Origin of the sequence: Microbacterium paludicola (genome assembly GCF_015235415.1) — a bacterium.
Taxonomy (GTDB): Bacteria; Actinomycetota; Actinomycetes; order Actinomycetales; family Microbacteriaceae; genus Microbacterium; species Microbacterium paludicola.
On the sequence record NZ_JADGLL010000016.1, the window covers coordinates 24,862 to 43,873 of the forward strand.

General features: G+C 70.1%; 24 protein-coding genes and 2 pseudogenes. 12 read left to right on the plus strand and 14 right to left on the minus strand.

Features of this window, described 5'->3' with window-relative positions; translation table 11 throughout:
* Positions 1 to 49 precede the first annotated feature (49 nt).
* Positions 50 to 1,411 (minus strand): NAD(P)-binding domain-containing protein, encoded by a 1,362-nt coding sequence (locus IR155_RS08215; protein ID WP_135114355.1) that lies wholly within the window; start codon positions 1,409 to 1,411, stop codon positions 50 to 52.
* Between the two features lie 99 nt (positions 1,412 to 1,510).
* Here IR155_RS08215 and IR155_RS08220 point away from each other — a divergent pair, with 99 nt between their 5' ends.
* Genes IR155_RS08220 through IR155_RS08230 form a run of 3 tightly spaced genes read left to right on the plus strand, consistent with a single transcriptional unit; the run spans position 1,511 to position 2,528 of the window.
* Positions 1,511 to 1,852 carry an ArsR/SmtB family transcription factor gene (locus IR155_RS08220; RefSeq protein WP_135114356.1) on the plus strand — a complete coding sequence of 114 codons (342 nt, stop codon included), beginning with the start codon at positions 1,511 to 1,513 and terminating at the stop codon, positions 1,850 to 1,852.
* 54 nt (positions 1,853 to 1,906) lie between these two features.
* Positions 1,907 to 2,113, plus strand: a complete 207-nt coding sequence (locus tag IR155_RS08225; protein ID WP_135114357.1) for a hypothetical protein — start codon at positions 1,907 to 1,909, stop codon at positions 2,111 to 2,113.
* Positions 2,076 to 2,528 carry a DUF6098 family protein gene (locus tag IR155_RS08230; RefSeq protein WP_233441151.1) on the plus strand — a complete coding sequence of 151 codons (453 nt, stop codon included), beginning with the start codon at positions 2,076 to 2,078 and terminating at the stop codon, positions 2,526 to 2,528. Before IR155_RS08225 ends, IR155_RS08230 begins: the two co-directional genes overlap by 38 nt.
* Before the next feature lie 10 nt (positions 2,529 to 2,538).
* On the opposite strand, the gene IR155_RS08235 is transcribed toward IR155_RS08230, so the two are convergent.
* Genes IR155_RS08235 through IR155_RS08245 form a run of 3 tightly spaced genes read right to left on the minus strand, consistent with a single transcriptional unit; the run spans position 2,539 to position 5,770 of the window.
* Complete coding sequence (locus IR155_RS08235; RefSeq protein ID WP_135114358.1) at positions 2,539 to 3,453, minus strand: carbohydrate ABC transporter permease; 915 nt, start codon at positions 3,451 to 3,453, stop codon at positions 2,539 to 2,541.
* A complete protein-coding gene (locus IR155_RS08240; protein ID WP_135114359.1) occupies positions 3,450 to 4,418 on the minus strand; it encodes a carbohydrate ABC transporter permease in 969 nt (322 codons plus the stop codon). The genes IR155_RS08235 and IR155_RS08240 overlap by 4 nt, the downstream gene beginning before the upstream one ends.
* A complete protein-coding gene (locus tag IR155_RS08245) occupies positions 4,415 to 5,770 on the minus strand; it encodes an extracellular solute-binding protein (protein WP_228066841.1) in 1,356 nt (451 codons plus the stop codon). The genes IR155_RS08240 and IR155_RS08245 overlap by 4 nt, the downstream gene beginning before the upstream one ends.
* 319 nt (positions 5,771 to 6,089) lie before the next feature.
* On the opposite strand from IR155_RS08245, the pseudogene IR155_RS08250 reads away from it, so the two are divergent.
* Positions 6,090 to 6,508 (plus strand): annotated as a pseudogene (locus IR155_RS08250) (YciE/YciF ferroxidase family protein).
* A 56-nt stretch (positions 6,509 to 6,564) separates the two neighbouring features.
* Here IR155_RS08250 and IR155_RS08255 read toward each other — a convergent pair.
* Positions 6,565 to 7,242 (minus strand): DUF6766 family protein, encoded by a 678-nt coding sequence (locus IR155_RS08255; RefSeq protein ID WP_135114361.1) that lies wholly within the window; start codon positions 7,240 to 7,242, stop codon positions 6,565 to 6,567.
* Positions 7,243 to 7,247: 5 nt separating this feature from the next.
* Positions 7,248 to 7,388 (minus strand): hypothetical protein, encoded by a 141-nt coding sequence (locus tag IR155_RS08260; RefSeq protein WP_167760738.1) that lies wholly within the window; start codon positions 7,386 to 7,388, stop codon positions 7,248 to 7,250.
* A gap of 180 nt (positions 7,389 to 7,568) precedes the next feature.
* Between IR155_RS08260 and IR155_RS08265 the strand changes: the two genes are divergently transcribed.
* The gene (locus IR155_RS08265) at positions 7,569 to 8,045 is read left to right on the plus strand and encodes an SRPBCC family protein (protein ID WP_135114362.1); all 477 of its coding nucleotides are present in this window, start codon (positions 7,569 to 7,571) and stop codon (positions 8,043 to 8,045) included.
* A gap of 146 nt (positions 8,046 to 8,191) precedes the next feature.
* A complete protein-coding gene (locus IR155_RS08270) occupies positions 8,192 to 8,518 on the plus strand; it encodes a DUF7882 family protein (RefSeq protein ID WP_135114363.1) in 327 nt (108 codons plus the stop codon).
* 67 nt (positions 8,519 to 8,585) lie between these two features.
* Here the strand turns inward: IR155_RS08270 and IR155_RS08275 are convergent, their stop codons facing one another.
* The gene (locus tag IR155_RS08275) at positions 8,586 to 8,930 is read right to left on the minus strand and encodes a DUF7882 family protein (protein ID WP_135114364.1); all 345 of its coding nucleotides are present in this window, start codon (positions 8,928 to 8,930) and stop codon (positions 8,586 to 8,588) included.
* Positions 8,931 to 9,109: 179 nt separating this feature from the next.
* On the opposite strand from IR155_RS08275, the gene IR155_RS08280 reads away from it, so the two are divergent.
* Positions 9,110 to 10,216, plus strand: coding sequence for a 5-methyltetrahydropteroyltriglutamate--homocysteine S-methyltransferase (locus IR155_RS08280; protein WP_135114365.1), 1,107 nt, complete (start codon positions 9,110 to 9,112; stop codon positions 10,214 to 10,216).
* 292 nt (positions 10,217 to 10,508) lie between these two features.
* Here IR155_RS08280 and IR155_RS08285 read toward each other — a convergent pair whose 3' ends face one another.
* The 4 genes and pseudogenes from IR155_RS08285 to IR155_RS08300 form a co-directional block, all read right to left on the minus strand.
* Positions 10,509 to 11,273 carry an ABC transporter permease gene (locus IR155_RS08285; protein ID WP_135114366.1) on the minus strand — a complete coding sequence of 255 codons (765 nt, stop codon included), beginning with the start codon at positions 11,271 to 11,273 and terminating at the stop codon, positions 10,509 to 10,511.
* Complete coding sequence (locus tag IR155_RS08290) at positions 11,270 to 12,085, minus strand: ABC transporter ATP-binding protein (RefSeq protein WP_135114367.1); 816 nt, start codon at positions 12,083 to 12,085, stop codon at positions 11,270 to 11,272. Before IR155_RS08290 ends, IR155_RS08285 begins: the two co-directional genes overlap by 4 nt.
* A pseudogene (locus IR155_RS08295) lies at positions 12,082 to 12,449 on the minus strand (DUF1048 domain-containing protein). Before IR155_RS08295 ends, IR155_RS08290 begins: the two are co-directional and overlap by 4 nt.
* Positions 12,450 to 12,458: 9 nt before the next feature.
* Positions 12,459 to 12,806 (minus strand): PadR family transcriptional regulator, encoded by a 348-nt coding sequence (locus tag IR155_RS08300; protein WP_135114368.1) that lies wholly within the window; start codon positions 12,804 to 12,806, stop codon positions 12,459 to 12,461.
* Between the two features lie 122 nt (positions 12,807 to 12,928).
* On the opposite strand from IR155_RS08300, the gene IR155_RS08305 reads away from it, so the two are divergent.
* Positions 12,929 to 13,411: a glutaminase gene (locus IR155_RS08305; protein WP_135114369.1), complete on the plus strand. Its 483-nt coding sequence runs from the start codon at positions 12,929 to 12,931 to the stop codon at positions 13,409 to 13,411.
* Between the two features lie 28 nt (positions 13,412 to 13,439).
* Here the strand turns inward: IR155_RS08305 and IR155_RS08310 are convergent, their stop codons facing one another.
* A complete protein-coding gene (locus IR155_RS08310; protein ID WP_135114370.1) occupies positions 13,440 to 14,153 on the minus strand; it encodes a LysR family substrate-binding domain-containing protein in 714 nt (237 codons plus the stop codon).
* Between the two features lie 128 nt (positions 14,154 to 14,281).
* Between IR155_RS08310 and IR155_RS08315 the strand changes: the two genes are divergently transcribed.
* Positions 14,282 to 14,557, plus strand: a complete 276-nt coding sequence (locus tag IR155_RS08315) for a hypothetical protein (protein ID WP_135114371.1) — start codon at positions 14,282 to 14,284, stop codon at positions 14,555 to 14,557.
* 151 nt (positions 14,558 to 14,708) lie between these two features.
* Positions 14,709 to 16,274: a MinD/ParA family ATP-binding protein gene (locus IR155_RS15940; RefSeq protein WP_135114372.1), complete on the plus strand. Its 1,566-nt coding sequence runs from the start codon at positions 14,709 to 14,711 to the stop codon at positions 16,272 to 16,274.
* 357 nt (positions 16,275 to 16,631) lie between these two features.
* Here the strand turns inward: IR155_RS15940 and IR155_RS08325 are convergent, their stop codons facing one another.
* Positions 16,632 to 17,042, minus strand: coding sequence for a transferase (locus tag IR155_RS08325; protein ID WP_135114373.1), 411 nt, complete (start codon positions 17,040 to 17,042; stop codon positions 16,632 to 16,634).
* 160 nt (positions 17,043 to 17,202) lie between these two features.
* Here IR155_RS08325 and IR155_RS08330 point away from each other — a divergent pair, with 160 nt between their 5' ends.
* The gene (locus IR155_RS08330) at positions 17,203 to 17,841 is read left to right on the plus strand and encodes a YitT family protein (protein ID WP_135114374.1); all 639 of its coding nucleotides are present in this window, start codon (positions 17,203 to 17,205) and stop codon (positions 17,839 to 17,841) included.
* A gap of 63 nt (positions 17,842 to 17,904) precedes the next feature.
* On the opposite strand, the gene IR155_RS08335 is transcribed toward IR155_RS08330, so the two are convergent.
* A complete protein-coding gene (locus tag IR155_RS08335) occupies positions 17,905 to 18,351 on the minus strand; it encodes a hypothetical protein (protein ID WP_135114375.1) in 447 nt (148 codons plus the stop codon).
* A gap of 349 nt (positions 18,352 to 18,700) precedes the next feature.
* Here IR155_RS08335 and IR155_RS08340 point away from each other — a divergent pair, with 349 nt between their 5' ends.
* The gene (locus tag IR155_RS08340; protein WP_135114376.1) at positions 18,701 to 18,997 is read left to right on the plus strand and encodes an antibiotic biosynthesis monooxygenase family protein; all 297 of its coding nucleotides are present in this window, start codon (positions 18,701 to 18,703) and stop codon (positions 18,995 to 18,997) included.
* Positions 18,998 to 19,012 lie beyond the last annotated feature (15 nt).

Below are 19,012 nucleotides of genomic sequence, written 5' to 3' on the forward strand. Positions count from 1 at the left end.
ATGACCGGAGGGCCCGAGGTGTGCGTCCCGCGCCACGAGGGCCGCGTCGCTATGCGCAGCAGGAGCTCCCCGCCGTCGCCGGCGTCGCGGCACCCGCGGGGGCGTCGCAGCCGCCGGCGTCGGTGGAGCACACCCCCGTCGCGGGGAGCACGAGTTCCACCCGGCCCGCCGACTCGACGTCGCCCGCGAGCCAGGCGACGACCGACCGCACCTGCTCGTAGCCCGTCTTCAGCAGGAAGGTAGGCGCGCGGCCGTAGCTCTTCATCCCGACGATGAAGAATCCCGACTCGGGGTGTGCGAGCTCGCGGTAGCCGTGGGGCGAGACGGTGCCGCACGAGTGCTCGTTCGGGTCGATCAGGGGCGCGAGGCGCCGCGGTGCCTCGACGATGTCGTCGAGCTCAAGCCGCAGCTCGCGCAGCATGCCGAGGTCGGGCCGGAAGCCGGTCGCGACGACGACGACGTCCGTGTCATGCGCGGTGGCCTCCCCGTCGCGGCGCCCGTGCAGGCGCAGGCCGTCGGCGGTGCGCTCGGCGCGGAGCGTCTCGAAGCGGTCGACGACCTCGATCCGGCCGTCCGCGATAAGGCGCTGTACGCGCGACCCCAGCGCGCCGCGGCCCTCGAGCTCGTCGCCGTCCGACGAGATCCGCGCCGCCGACGCGTTGCGGATGAGCCAGGTGATGCGGGTGGCCGGCTCGTCGACTGCGAGCGACGTGAGGGCGATGAGCGTGTTCGCCGCGGAGTGACCGGCGCCGACGACGGTGACGTGGCGCCCGGCGACGCGCGCGCGGTCGCGGCCGAGCACGTCGGGCAGCGCCGGCAGCACGCGGTCGGCGACGTCGCTCCAGCCGAGCGGCTCGAGCCCGCCCGAGCCGAGTGGGTTCGCCTGCCCCCAGGTGCCCGAGGCGTCGACGACCGCGCGGGCGGTCTCGTCGACGACCCTGCCGTCGGCGAGGCGCAGGCGCAGTGCGAACGGCGCCTGCGAGCGGCCGCGGGTGCGCGTGCGGTCCATTCCCTCGCGCGTCACCGCGAGCACCTCCACGCCGCGGCGGATCTGGGGTGTGATCGCCTCGTGCGCGGCGAGCGGCTCGAGGTAGTCGGCGACGAGCTCGGCGCCGCTCGGCGCGCGCGTGGGGCGGGGCACGCTCCAGCCGGTGCCGGCCAGCAGGCGGGCGGCGGCGTCGTCGACGAGGTGCTCCCACGGCGAGAACAGCCGCGTGTGGCCCCACTCGCGGATCGCCGCGCCGGCCGCATCGCCGCGCTCGTAGATCACGAACGGGATCTCGCGCTCGGCCAGGTGCGCGGCCGCGGCAAGCCCGATCGGACCGGCGCCGATGATCGCGACGGGAAGGGCGGTGAGCCGCGCGTCGGGCCGCGAGGCGACGGGCGCGGGCATGAGGTCGAGCAGGGTCATGGTGTCTCCAACCGGATCGCATCGAAGGATATCGATGTTCGTCGATGGACAGTCTGCCCCCATGTATCGAAGTTCGTCAATATCGACTAGCATCGATGTATGCCCACCGCCCTTCCGGTCATCCAGCCCGCCGTCTGCTGCGCCCCGCTCGTGCGCGAGCCGCTCGGCGCCGCGGACGCCGAGGACCTCGCGCGCGTGATGAAGGCGCTCGCCGACCCGGCGCGGCTGCGGCTGCTGTCGATCGTCGCCGGGTCGGAGGGCGAGGAGGCCTGCGTGTGCGACCTGATCGAGCCGGTCGGGCTCGCGCAGCCGACCGTCTCGCACCACCTGAGGATCCTGACCGAGGCGGGCTTCCTGTCGCGCAGCAAGCGCGGCACGTGGGCCTACTACGCGCTCGTCCCCGGCTCTCTGGAGCGGATCGCCGACGTCCTGCGGCCGTGACCGACGCGTGTCAACCCGTTGAACCGCGGTGCCCGCGCGCATAGCGTCGCCGGTATGAACGCTGAACTCCCTGACATCCACGAGTGGTACCCGCGCCTCTCCATCGGGGGCAAGCACGCGCTCCGCGACAGCGGTGGCGAGCTCTCCGACGACGTCCGCGCCGAGATCGCCGAGATCACCGGATCGGATGTCCCCTCCGACGCGTCGCTGAGCGAGGAAGACCGTGACTTCATCCGGACCCAGTCCGAGCAGGTCGACTGACCTGCGCACGCTGACGCCCCTCGCCGAGCTGGCGGAGCTCGTCCGATCGCGGGAGCAGTCGTACGTGCGGTACTCGGAGGGGCCGCGGCACGACGCGTCCGAGCAGAGCCGCGACACCGAGAGTGGCCTCGACCTGCCCGGTCTGTCCGTCAACCCGCTCCATCCCGAGGCCTGGTGGACGCGGCCCCTCGAGGACTGGCTCGCGCGCCAGGTGTGCCAGTACGCCGAGCTTGCCGAGAAGAACCCGGATCGCTACGCCTGGGTGCTCGACGGGCGCACCGTCGGCCGCGGCCCCGACTGCGAGCCGCTGCTCACCGAGGTGGAGCCCCTCGCCGCGCTCTCGCCCGAGCTGCTCGAGGAGGCGATCGCCCGCTACGAGGAGCGGTTCGAGGCCGGGCGCGGGCCGGAGGACTGAGCCCTCCGCCTCACCCCTTCACGCCGCCGGCGACCACGCCCTCGATGATGTGCTTCTGGGCGGCGAAGAACAGGATGATCATCGGGATCGTCGTGATGACGCTGGCGGTGATCAGGATCTCCCAGTGCCACTCGCCGCCGAAGCCGAAGTTGTCGACGAGCGCCTTCAGACCGCGAGGCACCGTGAACGTCGCCGAGTCCCGCAGGTAGATCAGCGCCCGCATCAGGTCGGTCCACACCGCCTGCACCTCGAACACGACGGTCACGGCGAGAGCCGGCCGCGTCAGCGGCAGCGTGACGCGCCAGAACACCTGCCACGGGTTGGCACCGTCCACACGCGCGGCGTCGAACAGATCGCGCGGGAGTGACAGCATGAACTGGCGCAGCAGGAAGATGTAGAACGCGCTGCCGAACAGGTTGTGCGCCCACATCGGGGTGAGGGTGTTCACCGCCCCGAGGGAGTTCCAGATCAGGAACGTCGGGATCATCGTCACCGCGCCCGGCAGCATCATCGACCCCAGCACCAGGGCGAAAAGCGCTCCGCGACCGCGGAAGCGGTAGAACGCGAACGCCCAGGCGACCATCGCGCTCGAGATCGTGACGGCACCCGCGGCGAGGGCGGTGACCACCACGGTGTTCAGCAGCCAGACGGCGAGGGGCGCGTCCTGCCAGACCTGCACGTAGTTGTCCAGGGTGAACGTCTCGGGGATGATCCGGTTGTCGAAGACCTCGCCGCGCGGTTTGAACGACGCACTCACGAGCCACACGAACGGGTAGACGAAGATCACCGCGATGAGCGAGAGCGCGACGATCGACAGGATGCGCCCGATGCTCCGGCGGCGCCCTCTCGACGGCAGCGGCGCTTCCTGGCGCGCGACGGCGGGGGCCTCGACGACGCCCGTGAGCCGCTCGGTCATCGCGCTCATCGTCCCGACCCTCCCTCGTAATGGACGAGGCGCCGCGACACGAACGCCTGGATCGCGGTGACGACCATGATCACCAGGAACAGCAGCCACGCCATGGCGGACGCGTATCCCATGTTGAGGAACTGGAACGCCTGCTGGAACAGGTAGATGACGTAGAACAGCGCCGCGTCGTTGCCGTAGGTCGTGTTCCCCGCCCCGAAGAAGGCCGTGTAAGCCTCGTCGAAGGTCTGCAGGCCCGCGATGGTGTTGACCACCACGACGAAGAACACCGCCGGGCTGATCATCGGCAGCGTCACGCTGAAGAACCGCCGCCAGGCCGCCGCGCCGTCGAGGGTGGCCGACTCGTACAGCTCCTCCGGCACCCCGCGGAGCGCCGCGAGCAGGATGAGCACCGACGATCCGACGGTCCACAGGCTCATGATCACGAGTCCCGGCTTCACCCAGGCCGGGTCGGTCGTCCACGAGGGGCCGTCGATGCCGACGGTGCCCAGAGCCGAGTTGATGAGGCCGCTCTGCCCGTTGAAGAGCAGCAGGAACAGGATGCCCACGGCGACCGGGGGCGTCATCTTCGGCAGGAAGAAGACCGTGCGGAAGAACCCGGATGCGCGCCCCGCGCGGGCGAGGAGCAGCGCGAGCGCGAGCGAGACGGCGACGTACAGCGGCACCTGCACCACGGTGAAGAACAGCGTGTTCGTGAGCGCGAGCGAGATCTTCGGGTCGGCGAACAGCTCGGCGTAGTTGTCGAAGCCGACGAACGACGGGTCGTTGATCACGTCGTAGTCGGTGAGCGAGAGGTAGGCGCTGTAGATGAGCGGCCACGCGGTGAAGACGGCGAACCCGATCAGCCACGGGGCGAGGAACAGCACCGCGGCGCGGTTCTCCCGCACGCGCCCGCGTCGACGGCGCGGCACCCGGGGAGGCGAGGACGCGGCCCTCGCCTCCCCGGTCGACGCGAGCGCGGTCACTCGCCCTCCTCGCCCATCTTCTGCCACGCCTCATCCAGCGCCTTCTGCGCGGTCTCCTGCGCCTGTGCCAGCGCGTCGGCCGGCTCCGCCTCGCCCGACAGGACGCTGTTGACCGCATCCTGCATCGCGGTCTCGAACTCGGCGTCGGCGGGGCTCGCCGGCAGGGCGAACGTGTGGTCGTTCGCCTCGTACATCGCCTCGACCGCGGTGTCCCAGGGCTCGCCGCCCGAGGTGACCATTCCCTGGATGAGGTCGTCGGCCTCGGCGTTGCCGGTCAGCAGGCCGGTGAAGGGCTTCCCCTCCTCGTTGCGCAGATCCACACGCGCCTTGGCCGCAGCCTCCCACGAGTCGACGGCGGTCATCACCCGGGCCCAGCGGCACGCGGCCTCCGGGTTCGCCGCGCCGGCCGGGATCGCCCACGCCGAACCCGACGCGAATGCGATCGGCTCGCCCTGGCGATCCTTCACCGTGTCGAACGCGACCGGCGCATCCGGCGACACGTCGTTGAGCACGTTGATGTACCACTGCTCCATCGGCATCGCGCCGAGCACACCGGTCGCGAACTGGTTTCCCTCGCCGAAGAAGTCGGCCGAATCGCGGAACGCCTTCACGTCGCCGAAGCCGCCCTGCGCGTCGTAGATGCCGACGGCCCACTCGAGCGCCTCGACGGCCTTCGGGTCGTCGAGCTGCGCCGTGCGGCCGTCCTCGCTGATCAGGTCGACACCGTTCGCCTTCGCCCAGAGCGGGAAGAACTCCGGCAGCTTGCTGTCGACGCCGATGACGCCGAGCTTGCCGCCCTCCGACTTCGTCAGCGCCTCGTTCGCGGCGGTCATCGCCTCCCAGTCCGATCCGTCGACGTCCGACAGGGACAGCCCCGCCGCATCCAGCAGATCGGAGTTCGCCATCGTGACCTGGACGACGTTGAACTCGGGGATGCCGTAGATCTGGCCGTCGAGCGTGACCTGCGCCAGCGCCGACTCGACGAACATGCCGGTGTCGATCCCCTCTCCCTCGATGCAGCGCTCGAGAGGCAGGATGGCGCCGCGCGCGGCGAGCGAGCCGAGCTGGTCGCGGTTCGCGTAGATGAGGTCGGGCGGGTCGCCCGTCGCCGCGGCGGACAGGAACTGCTGAAGGTCGAGCTCGCCCTCGGCGACCTTCACGTCCACACCGTCGCCGAGCGCCTCCTTGGCGAGATCCATGCGGGTTGTGGCCACCTCGTCCACTCCGCCGAAGCCCATCACGCTGAGCTCGCCCTCCAGCTCGGCCTCGGGATCGTACTGGGCACCGCCGTCGTCGGCACCGCCCGTGCCGACCGCGCAGCCGCCGAGCACGAGCGCGCCGCCGGCAATCATCGCGGCAGCCGCTGTCCGGATCCGTCTCATCGATCCACTCCCTCCGTGTGGCTCCCCTGACGGAAAAGTAAGGAGGCCGGAGGTGCGGGGTAAGCGGCTTGACAGAAGCGCTTCTCGGGTGGTGCCGCTGAGCGGGACGCGCGGATTAGCGGCGAACAGCGGGCCGCGCAATCCCCTCGCGGCGGACGTGCACCCTGCCTAGCGTCGAGGACACCGACCGACCGTCGGATCACGTCCGAGCCAAGGAGGACCCATGAGTCAGAACCACCTCGAGACTCCCGAAGACCTGCTGCGCTTCAAGCTGCGCGTCGCGATGACGATGGAGGAGGACTCGCTGGCAGCGCTCGGCGAGCTCGCCGAGGCCGCGCAGACGGCCGACATCAAGAAGCTGTTCCGCCACCACGCCGACGAGACCCGTGAGCAGATCGAGAACCTCAAGAAGGTGTTCACCCTGCTCGAGGTGCCCGAGTCGTCGGCCCCGTCGCCCGCCACCAAGGGCATCAGCAAGCATGCGGAGTCGCTCATCCAGCGCAGCGCGCCCGAGCTCCGCGACCAGATCACGCTGTCGGCGGCGCTCGGCACGAGCACTACGAGATGGCCGCGTACGAGGGCCTCATCCTGCCGGTGACGGCGATGGGCGCCACGGATGCGCTCAAGCTCCTCCAGGACAACTGCGACCAGGAGATCCACACCAGCGAGGAGCTCTCGACGCGCCTGCGCGAACTCCTCGGCGTCTGACCCACCACACGGCGGAGGGCCGGTGCATCGCGCACCGGCCCTTCGTCGTGTGGGTCCTACTCCGACTCGAGGGCCGAGACCCCGTTCGGGGTGCCAACCGGCTTCGACTCGGCCGACCCGCGCTGGCGGAGGTAGATCGAGAACGCGACCATGCAGCCGACCGCGAGGAACTCCGACTGCCAGTTCTGCAGCGTCCGGTTCCAGAACTCGGGATCCATCACGTATGCCCCCCACGTGATCGGCAGCTCCCCGTGCTGCGCCGCCTCCTCGTTCGCCACGGCGTGCCCGGCGAGCGACTGCGCGAACCAGGACAGCAGGAACACGAGCCCCATCACGATCAGGAGCGAGTTCGAGTAGAGCCACAGCCGGATGCCGCGCACGCGCGCCCACGCCGGCGAGTCCTTGCGCGAATGCTCGGCGATCATCTGGTCCTCGTCGGATCCCAGTCCCTCGTCTCCGGGCTTCTTCGACTCGGGCGACCCGCGCTGGACGAGCCAGACGGTGGCGAGGATGAACACGAAGAACTGCAGGAACTCCGACTGCCAGTTCTCGGAGAGGTCGACCATGAACGTCGAGGACGTCACGAACTCGCCGAACGAGATCGGGGCGAGGCCGTGGCTGACGAGCTCGTCGTTCTCGTAGGCGTGCCCCGCGATCGCCTGCAGCGCGACGGTGGCGACGAACAGGAACAGGAAGAAGAACGTCAGGCCGTTGTCTCGGAGTGCGCGTCGCATCGTCGTCACCTTCCCATCAGCGGAATCGCGATCATCACGGCGAGGCCGCCGACGACGATCGTCATCCACGACCAGAACGACGCACGCATTCCGGCCGTCTCCTCGATGAACGACTGCGACTCGGTCTTGTCCTGTGTCTCCGCCATGCCGAGAAGATACGGGAGGGCGCCGGCCGGGGGATAACGGCTTGACGCGCTCGCTCGTCGCGTGTGGCGGGTCTTCGCGCTCTAACCCTCGCTTCGCGGCGAGTCAACCCCGTTCATGACGAAGACGTGCCGACCTAGCGTCGAAGTACACAAGCCGAGAACGACGACGAGGAGGACCTCATGACCACGACCGTGACCGCTGAGATCGATGTGGATGCACCGGTTTCCACCGTCTACAACCAGTGGACGCAGTTCGAGTCGTTCCCCGAGTATCTGGGCGCAGTGAAGTCGGTGCAGCAGATCGACGACGTCCGCACGCACTGGACCGTCAGCATCGCGGGAAAGGAAGAGGACTTCTACGCCGACATCGTGGATCAGGTTCCGGACAGCCACGTCGCTTGGCAGAGCACGGACGGTGCGCTGCATGCAGGCCGCGTCGAGTTCGAGCCCCACGACGGGCAGACCCGCGTGAAGCTGCGCATGGAGTGGGAGCCGGAGGGCTTCATCGAGAAGGTGGGTGCCGCAGTCGGCATCGACGACGCGCAGGCGAAGATGGACCTGCAGCGTTTCAAGAAGTTCATCGAGGAGCGCGGCATCGAGACCGGGGACTGGCGCGGCGAGGTCCACGGACGGCAGGAGACGTCGCCCGACATGTGACGAGCCGCGAGGCGAGGGGGGCGATCCGTGCAATTTGATCGATACTTGGCGATATCGGCACCAGTTTGACCGGATCGTTCGGCGCCCGCCTCTCTGAGTGGGTTGGGCGTGCTCCACGGTGGCGCGACTCGGGTATCGTCGCCACCGTGGGGCGATTCATTTATGGCGCGGCGGCCGACTCCGTCGACATCGATGACCGGACGCTGGCGCATCTGCGCATCGTGGTGATGAACAAGCTGCGCCGCGGCGAGCCGTTCATGTACGACACCAAGCTGGGCGACGGCATCGGGCGGCGCAGCTTCTGGCTGCACCCGTCGATTCCGCTGCAGTTCCACTTCTCGGGTGGGCGTGCGCCGCGCATCAACCGCGCCTGGCTGGATGAGCTCATGAAGGCGGCGAGCGGGCCGAACGGCCTCACCGTCATGCCGGAGCCGCCGGACCCCGCGCAGGCGCCGCCGGCCGAGAACGCCTGACGACCCCGGACGCAGAAGAAGTCCCCCTCCGCTGCGGTGGAGGGGGACTTCTTCGTGCCGGACAGGCTCAGGCGGCGGGCTCTTCGACCTGCTGGCCGCGGTCCTCCGACGACTCGACGTGCTCGGAGACGAGCGTGATGCCGCCCAGGGCGTTGGCGGAGTGCGCGAGCTCCTCGATCCACTCGCGGTTGAGCTCGGGCGTGACCGGCTCATCGAACTCGAAGCGCACCGGGATCGACGGGTGGAGCCAGATCGTGCTGCGGCCCTGGCCGTCCTCAGCGTGGTGCTGCCACGAGACGGTGAAGCTCTCCTGGCGGCGCAGCTTGGCGACGACGACCACCTTGAGGTGCGCGAGCGCGCGATCCGCGATGTGGATCGGGGTGGAGTCGGTGCCGTAGTGAAGGATGCCCATGGCTGGAGGATATCCGGGAACCTTTCGTGCGCAAAATAACTGGCTGCGGGCGGACACATACGCCCAGAGCGCACCCGTTGAGCGGGAGTCTGCGCCGGATCGTCGCCACGATCGGCGGGCATAACGCGGTGTGACGTCGACCCTTCGGTGGCCACTGGGCCGCGGCTAGGCTGGCGCCCGTGACCGTGAACCCCCCGTACCGCGCCGACATCGTCGGCTCCTTCCTTCGTCCGGAGATCCTCAAGGCCGCACGCACCGACTTCGCCGAGGGCCGCATCGACGCGGCCGACCTGCGCGAGGTCGAGGACGCGCAGATCGCCGGGCTCGTGCGCAAGCAGGCCGACAGCGGCCTGGCTTTGGCCACCGACGGCGAGTTCCGCCGGTCGTGGTGGCACTTCGACTTCTTCGACGGCCTCGAGGGCGTGTCGATCGTCGACACCGACCACGGCCTGCCGTTCCAGGGAGTGCAGACGCGCCAGAAGGCGGTGCAGGTCAACGGCCGCATCGGCTTCGGCGAGCACCCGCACGTCGACCACTTCCGCGCGCTGCTGCCGCTGGCCCAAGCGGCGGGCGTGCAGGCGAAGGCGACGATCCCCTCGCCCACGGTGCTCGACTTCCGCGTCGAGCCGCAGAACATCGTCGGCGGCTACGGCAGCCGCGACGAGTACGTCGACGACCTCGTCGAGGCGTACCGGGGCGCGGTGCGCGCCTTCTACGACGCCGGCGGTCGCTACCTGCAGTTCGACGACACCGCGTGGGCGTACCTGTGCAGCGACGTCGAGCTCGAGCGGGCCCGCACCGAGCGCGACATCCAGACCGACGGCCTCGGCGAGCGATACGCGTCGATCCTCAACCGCGTGCTTGAGGGAAAGCCCGACGACCTGACCGTGACGACGCACATCTGTCGTGGCAACTTCCGCTCGACCTGGATCTCGTCGGGGGGCTACGAGCCGATCGCCGAGCAGCTGTTCGGCGTCGCCTACGACGGGTTCTTCCTCGAGTTCGACGACGACCGCTCGGGCGGGTTCGAGCCGCTGCGCTTCCTGCCGAAGGGCGAGCAGACGGTCGTGCTCGGCCTCGTCACCACCAAGAGCGGCGCCCTCGAGGACGTCGACGCGGTCAAGCGTCGCATCGACGAGGCCGCCACCTTCGCCCCGCTCGAGCAGCTGGCGCTCAGCCCCCAGTGCGGCTTCGCGTCCACCGAGGAGGGGAACGTCCTCACCGAGGACGAGCAGTGGGCGAAGATCCGCGAGGTCGTGGATATCGCAGGATCTGTCTGGAAGTAGTGCCCCCTCTGTTCGTTGAGCGAGCGAAGCGAGTCGAAACGGCCCGGACTTCCTGCGGCGGCAAAGAGATCGGCCCCTCTCGGTGATGAGAGGGGCCGATCTGGTTGAGGGGCACTGACCCCCTTGCGAGCGAAGCGAGCGTGGAGCGGAGCGACTGCCGACCAACTCGACAACGTGACCGATCGTCCGGGATGGAGCGGTAGCGACAGCCCGCGATCGAGAGTCCCGGCGCGGAGCGTCGGGCGAACGATCGCGCACGTACGATGCACTACCCCGCGAAGAGGGATCACACTCAGCGGATCTTCGTGCGGTAGATCAGGATCGCCCCGATGTACGCCGCGATCAGGATGCCGACCATCCAGGCGAGCGCGATCCAGATCTCACCGCCGACGGGCTGCTGCGAGAACAGCGCGCGGATGGTGTTCACGATCGACGTCACCGGCTGGTGCTCGGCGAACCAGGCAACCGGGCCCGGCATCGAGTCGGTCGGTGCGAACGCCGAGCTGATGAACGGCAGGAAGATCAGCGGGTAGCTGAACGCGCTCGCCCCGTCGACGGTCTTCGCCGACAGGCCGGCGATCACGGCGATCCAGGTCAGCGCCAGGGTGAACAGCGCCAGGATGCTGATCACGGCGAGCCAGGCGAGCGGACCGGCGCCCGTCCGGAAGCCCATCAGCAGCGCGACGCCGATCACCAGGGCCACGGCGATGAGGTTCGCGACGAGCGAGGTGAGCACGTGGGCCCACAGCACGCTCGAACGCGAGATCGGCATCGACTGGAACCGCTCGAACAGGCCGCCCTGCATGTCGAGGAAGAGTCGGTACGCCGTGTAGGCGATGCCCGACGCCACCGTGATGAGCAGGATGCCCGGGAGCATGAAGTCGAGGTACGACCGGTCTGTTCCCGTGTTGATCGCGCCGCCGAACACGTACACGAACAGCAGCATCAGCGCGATGGGCGTGACCGCCGTCGTGATGATCGTGTCGGGACTGCGCAGGATGTGCCGCAGCGAGCGGCCGGTGAGGACGCCGGTGTCGGCGAGGGCGAGAGTTGTCATCGGCTTGCCTTTCGTGTCGTTGCCGCCTCGGCGGCGTCGGTCTCGGCGGGCTCCCCGACGAGGGCGAGGAAGACGTCCTCGAGCGACGGCTCCTTCTCGACGAGCACGGGCTCGCCGCCCGCAGGCAGCAGCTTCTTGAGCTCGGCGAGGGTGCCGTTCTGGATGATCGTCCCCTTGTGCAGGATCGCGATCCGGTCGGCGAGCTGCTCCGCCTCGTCGAGGTACTGCGTCGTCAGCAGCACGGTGGTGCCGCCCTGGGCGAGCTGCTTCACGGTGTCCCACACCTCGATGCGCGCCTGGGGGTCGAGCCCGGTGGTGGGCTCGTCGAGGAAGATGATCGATGGGTCGCCGATCAGGCTCATCGCGATGTCGAGCCGCCGACGCATGCCGCCGGAGTAGGTGCCCGCCTTGCGGCTACCGGCCTCGGTCAGCGAGAACCGGGCGAGCAGCTCATCCGCGACCGCGCCGGGGTTCTTGAGGTGGCGCAGCTGAGCGATGAGCACGAGGTTCTCGCGGCCGGTGAGCACCTCGTCGACCGCGGCGAACTGCCCGGTGAGGCTGATCGCCTCGCGCACCTGGCCGGGCTGGGCGGCGACGTCGAAACCGCTGACGGTCGCGGTGCCGCCGTCGGCCTTCAGCAGCGTCGAGAGGATCCGCACGAGCGTCGTCTTGCCGGCGCCGTTCGATCCGAGCAGCGCGAAGATCGTGCCGGGCTGCACGTCGAAGTCGACGCCGCGCAGGACGTTCAGGTCCTTGAAGGACTTCTTCACTCCCTGCACCCGGATGGCGGGTTCGATGGTCGCGGTGGTCATGATCCCTGCTCCTTCGCTGCGTCGTCCATCGCCTTCTGCAGGCGGGCGCGCTCCTTGTCGATCCATCGCTTCCCGCCGTAGGCGAGCGTGAAGGTCTCGGCGAAGTCGACGGGGTCGTCGCCGACGATGTCGGCCACCGGCGTGCCGTGACGGCCGCGCGCTCCCACATGTCGACGAGGTCGCCGAGCATCCGGACCATCGTGTCGCCGTCCTCGACGCCGCCCTGGTACAGGAAGTACCGGTGCATCGCCTTCGCCGCGGCGGCGTAGGGCGCCGGCAGCGCTTCCATGCGGGCGACGTTCTGCTTGTACTGCTTCTTCTGCTCGAGCGATCCGGTGAGGATCTCGATCCACTTGAGTGCCATGTCGGTTCCTTACTTGTTGGTCGTGTCGTCGGTGGTGGGGTGGGGCAGCCGCTCGATGCGGCCGGCCAGGGCGCTCCAGGTCTCCCAGAACTCGGCGAGCTGCGCGCGTCCTGCGGCGTTGAGCGAGAACACCTTGCGGGGCGGGCCCTTCTCGGACGGCACCTTCTCGACGCCGACCAGGCCCTTCTGTTCGATGCGCACGAGGAGGGCGTAGATCGTGCCCTCCGCGATGTCGGAGAACCCGCGGTCGCGGAGCTCGGCGGTGATCTCGTAGCCGTACGCGGATCGTTCGGCCAGGATCGCCAGGACGATGCCCTCGAGAGTGCCCTTGAGCATCTCGGTCATCTGATTTCCCATGTCGATCTCCCTCCTTCTACTCAGTGATGTTGACTACCAGTAGAAAGTAACACTGAGTACCGGTACTTGGCAACACTGAATACCGACTTCTTCTCGGATGCGATCCGCGTAGCGTTGAGGGGGTGACGGACGACATCCGGACCCTCCTCGCCGACGCCCGGTCCCGGCTCGCGGGCGCCCCGAGGGAGGCGCTCGGCGAGATCGCCGAACCCGGTCGCCTCCGGGCGCTGCTCGGATCCGGTCCGCGGATCGTGCGCGCCGGATCCGTCTGGCGCGTCGGCGTGCTGCTCATCGGCGACGACGCGGTGTTCGAGGAGGGCGAGGTGCTGCGCGCCGTGGACCCCGGCCGCCGCGGCTACGTGGCCGAGTCGGCGCGGCGCCGGGCCGAACTGCGGGCGATGGCCGTGCGCGGCGGCTTCGACCCGGGGGAGACGGTGCACATCGGCTGGCGGCGCCTCGACCTCGACCTCCCGGCGGACGGCCCGCTGGTGCTCGACGGGCCCGAGCCGCTGATCCGCTGGGCGCCCGGTGGCGCGCTCATGCCCCTCGCCTCGTACCTCTCCGAGCGCATCGGCCTGCTGCTCGACCCACCCGGCGGCGCCTAGCGCCGGGTGCCGCGCAGAGGTGCGCGGGTCAGCGGGAGGAGTTCGACGTGCGGCCGCGCACGATGCCGACGAACGCGTCGACGTCGGGGGTCGTGCGGTCGGCGTGCCACGCGAGTGCGACGGTCGAAGCGGGCGCGCCGCGCAGCGGGCGGTAGGTGATGTCGCGACGGTGATGGAGCCGCGCGAGCGACATCGGCACGATCACGATTCCCACGCCGGCGGCGACCGTGGCGATCGCGTCGGCGGTGGTCTCGGGCGGCTCGAAGCGCGGGGCCTCGGTGCCCGGCAGCGGGATCGGCCCCAGCACGTCGTCGCGCGGGACGATCACGACCTCGCCGGCGAGGTCATCCGGATCCAGCTCGTCGGCGGCCGTGAGCGCGGAGTCGATCGATGCGACGACCACCGCGGTCTCGTCGTACAGGCGGATGACGTGAAGATCCTGCGGATCGATCGGCAGCCGGATGAGCGCCGCGTCCACGTCGCCGGTGTCGATCGGCTCGCGCTGCGTCGCCACCTCGAGGGGGACGAGCTCGAGCGTCACGTGGGGAAGGCGCTCACGCCAGCGGTCGATCCACTTGCCGGGCGTGGCCCCGGGCACCACGCCGAGGCGGAAGGTGCGCGGCGGTTCGGGCGCCGGAGGCTGCTCCCGAGGGGCCCGATCCCGCTTCGGGGCGGCCTGCTTCCGGGGCGCGCGCTGAGGGGTGCCGGTGCGTCGTGCGCCGCCGCGTCCGGTGTGAGCCATGGCGCCAGATTATTACGCGACTTTGGGCGGGTAATCCTCCCCTCCCGGAAGCCCGCCGTTCGGGTGTGCCGATGGCTAAGGTTTCCGCAGGGAGCGCCGCGCTCCACCACTGATCGGGAGGGATCACCATGGGCATCGCTGACTGGGCGAAGGACGCGTTCGAGAACGCGAAGGACGTCGCCGCCGAGGCCGTCGACAACGTCAAGGAGTTCGCCGCGGACGCGACGGAGAACGTCAAGGAGTTCGCCGCGGACGCGACGGAGAACGTCAAGGAGTTCGCCGCCGACGCGACCGAGAAGGTCCAGGATGTCGCCGCCGACGTCACGGACAAGGTCAAGGACGTCTTCGACGGCGACCAGCCGCAGGCCGCGTCCGTCGTGCCGGAGACGCCGGCCGGCGCCTGATCCGCTGACCGGGACGGGGTCACGCCGCGAGGCGGACGGCCCCGTTCTGCGCGCAGAGCTCGGGTGCGCGCGCAGGTACGGTTGAACCGAGTTCCACCGGCACCGGCGATCGTGGACGATCGACCAGCCGACATCCATGCAAGGAGACACCGTGACCGATCGCGAAGACATCCCCGACCGGCCCCGCATCTCGGCGGTGACGAACGAGGACGGCACCGGCGCGGTGACCGTCGACGGATCCACCCGACCGATCAAGGCCCGTGACGCCGCGGGCGCGCGCAAGGCGGTGCTGGCGATGGTCGTCGAGGTCGCCATGGAATACGGCCGCCCCGTGCGCGTCGCAGCCAGCGGAAGCGACGGCGTCCGGATGCTCATCGTCGCACCGGACGGATCCGTCGAAGAGGGAATCGAGACGCCGGCTCCGCCCGCCTCGGCTGCCCCCGCGGCTCCCATTGCTCCGGCACCTATTGCTCCGGCCCCCGCCCCGGACGAGATCGTGACGAGCGTGCCGAAGTCGGCGCCCATCGCCCCGGCGGCCCCTGCGCCTGCTGCTCCCGCGCCTGCTGCCCCTGCTCCGGCGGCACCCGCTCGTGCGGCCGCCGCGCCGGCCGCTCCTGCTCCGGCGGCGCCCGCTCGTGCGGCCGCCGCGCCGGCCGCTCCGGCGCCCGCTCGTCCGGCGCCCGCTGCCCCGGCGCCCGCCTCGGCTGTCCCTGCCGCGCCGGCCCCGGCGCCCCGCGCACCGCGCCCCGGCGAGCCCACGGGCGACGCACTGACCCGCCGCGAGGCCCGCCTGCTCACCGCGCGCGACTTCGCCGAGACCGCCAAGCCGGTCACGCCCGTGCCCGCCACGGAGGGCTTCCGCGGCGGCGTCAACAAGCTCGGCTTCCGCCTCAAGCCCGGCAAGGCCGAGCAGGCGAAGCGCGACCGCCGCGAAGCCATCCAGCGCGCGTTCTCCGGCACAAAGACCATCGCCGTCATCGGCGAGAAGGGCGGCGTCGGCAAGACCACGACGACGTACCTGCTCGGCGCTACCCTCGGCCGCGTCCGCGGCGGCAGCGTCCTCGCCTGGGACAACAACGAGTTCAAGGGCACGCTCGGCATCCGCTCGCTGCCGTCGCCCGACCACGACCACACGGCGATCGACCTGCTCGACCACGTCCAGTCGGTCGGCACCGGCGAGCTCAGCTCGGCCGACCTCATCGACTTCGTGCGCGCCCAGGGCGAGAACAAGTTCGACGTGCTCGCCTCGCAGAGCCTCGACGGCGACAGCGACGTGATCGACGAGGAGGCGTTCGGCCTGCTGCACGAGACGCTGAGCCGCTCCTACCGCGTCATCATCGTCGACACCGGCAACAACTCGAAGGCCGGCACCTGGCAGTCGGCCGTCGCGGAGGCGGATGTGCTCGTGCTCACCACGATCGTCAAGGAGGACAGCGCCCGGACGCTCGCCTCCATGGCCGACACGCTCGTCGCCCACGGGCACGAGGCGAAGCTGCGCAACGCCGTCACCGTGATGAGCCACCCGTCGCCGACGAGCTACCCCGACCTCGAGCGCCGCCTGATCGCCCACATGGGCCAGCTCACGCGCAAGGTCGTCTCGGTGCCGTTCGACACCGCCCTCGACCGCGGCGACGTGATCGACTTCGAGGCGCTGTCTGACGAGTCGCGCGAAGCGTGGCTCGAAGTCACTGCTGCTGTGGCTGAGGGGCTTCGGTAGGGGTTCCGCTTCGGCTGCGGGGCCGCCCCTCGTCGGCGTCAGCGGGGGCCCCGTCCGGCTGCGCGACCCGCAGAGCGGATCGCGGGGCCGGACACCCCGATACGCCGTCGAGGGGCGACCCCTCCGCCTTCGCTGAGCCGTGCGGGACAGCGAAGGTGGCGTTCTCGTGGGGGACCGGCCGTGGTGCTGGGGTCAGCGGGCGTGGCTCGGCTGATCTGCTGCAGACAGCACGATGCCCAGGCGGGAGGCCTGGGCGTCTGTGGTTGTGGTCCGTGCGAGCGAAGCGAGCGTGCAGGCGCTCATGTGCCGTCGTCTCGCGCCCTCGAGGGGCGGAGTGACAGGCGGCGTGAGCGACAGCTACGCGGCGAGGTGGAGGGCGCCGCGGGCGTCCGTGACCACGGTGCCGCCCGGCGGGATCGCCTCGTCGTCGCCGATCTTCGAGTCCTTGGCGACACGGGCTCCGGCGCCCACACGCGTGCGCACGCCGATGTGGGCGCGCGCCCCGATCGCGGCCTTCGGGCCGACGTGCGCATTCGCGTCGATGTACGCGCCCGGTCCGATGAGAGCATCCGATTCGATCCATGCGCCGCGCGCGACCGTCGCGCCGGCGGCGACCTGCGCGCCGGGCTCGACGTATGCGCCCACCTCGACGCGCGCATCCGGATGCACCTTCGATCCGTGCGCGACCAAGCCGCGCCCGTTCACGTGCTTGCGATAACGCAGAGTCTCGCCGTGCTCGTTCTCGATGTCGACGTAGTTCTTGCCCACGATGCCTTTCCGCGGCCCCGGTTGAGGCCGGACAATAGCGACAACGGCCCGGTGAGGAGCAGTATTCCCGGGATCGGCGCACCAGATGTCGGGCGTGTTTCGTGATTGGATGAGCAGAGTGCTTCAGGAAAGGCCCATCCGGTTCTCGTATCGTTGAGGAGTGACGAACGACACCGCCGAACGATCCCTCGTCTTCGACTGGGAGCAGACCCGGCACTCCGTGGCCGAGGACGTGCAGGGAATCGTCGTCGGCACCTTCGTCGCGGCGCTCGGCCTGTCGCTGCTGAAGGCCGCGGGCGCCGTCACGGGTGGCACCGCGGGCCTCGCACTGCTGCTCGACCAGGCCACCGAGCTGCCGTTCTGGCTGATCTTCACGCTCGTCAACCTGCCGTTCGCCGTGCTCGCCCTGTGGAAGAAGGGCGTGCGGTTCACGATCCTGACGTGCATCTGCATCGCCGGGGTCGCCGGCCTCACCGTCGTGAACGCGCAGCTGCTTCCGATGCACGACCTCGACCCGATTTACGGCGTCTTCGCCGGCAACCTGCTCGCGGGCGTCGGCCTGCTCATCCTGTTCCGCCACGGTGCGAGCGTCGGCGGCGTGAACATCGTCGCCCTGCTGCTGCAGGAGCGCACCGGCTTCCGCGCCGGCTGGACGCAGATGACGCTCGACGTGCTCGTTGTGCTCTTCTCGCTGCTTGTGCTGCCCTGGCCCACGGTGCTCCTGAGCGCCGCCGGGGCCGTCGTGATGAGCGTCGTCCTCGCGATGAATCACCGCGAGGGGCGCTACATCGGCCGCTGACACGACGAAGCGGCGCCGCGCGGGTGTCCACCCGCGGCGACGCCGCTGCCGTTGACCTGCGGGTCAGGCGGTGCAGACCGTGGTGAGCTCGGCCTGAGCGTCGGTCAGCGCCGTGGTCGCGGTCTCCATGTCGTCGAGCGCGCCCTGGACGGTCTCGGCGTCGGCGGTCGCCGGGTCGATCTCGCTGATCGCGGTGATCTGGTCGGTCAGGCCGGCGTAGGCGGTGGAGAAGTCGTCGAAGACGGGCTTGACCTCGTCGTTCGTGATCTTGCCGCCGATCTCGTCGAGCTTCGCCGAGATCGTCGCGATGCCCTCCTCGATCGCCGCGGTGTCGCCGCTGGTCGCGCCGGTCATCAGCTCGTTCGCGGTGGTCTGGACCTCGGCGGTGCCGTCGGTGACGAGCTTGCACGCGTCGGCGACCGACTGGCCGGCGCTGCAGCCGGAGAGGCCGAGCGTCAGCACGGCGGCTCCGACGGCGGTGAGCATGAGCTTGCTGCTGCGGATGCGCATGATGGCTCCTCTTTCGTGTGATGAATCGGGCCATCCCGCGTGTGCGCGCGGCCCCCCGCCTCGACGCTACCCGCAATGCCGCGGCGCCACAGACCGCGGGCCGGGCACCCCTCCCCGGCGCGCGAGGCCGTCCCGAGCGGGGGTCGGTCAGCCCTCGTCGGGAACGGGTGCGGCGTCCGGAGGATTGGCCCCTCAGCGCGCCCGCGTACAGGCTCGCTGTGACGCGAGTGAAGGCCTGGGGCGCGCGAGCCTGTGCCGGGGCGGCCCAGCCTGTGCGGGGTCGATCAGCCGCCGTCGGAAACGGGCGTCGCGTCCTCGAGCCCGACGCAGCGGATGCCAGGATGGACGCGTGATCACCGAGCACGCGCTGCTGCCTGTCCGCCCGGGGCGCGAGGACGACTTCGAGGCGGCGTTCCGCACGGCGCGTCCGCTCATCGCCGGCCAGCCGGGTTTCCGCTCGATCTCCCTCTCGCGTTCGGCCGAATCGCCGAGCACCTACCTGCTGCTCGTCGAGTGGGACTCGATCGCCGATCACGAGGAGGGCTTCCGCCGCTCGCCCGAGTACCTCGAGTGGAAGCGGCTGCTGCACTCGTTCTACGAGCCGTTCCCGGTCGTCGAGCACTTCGTGGAGATCGACCTCGACTGACGACTGAGGCGGCTC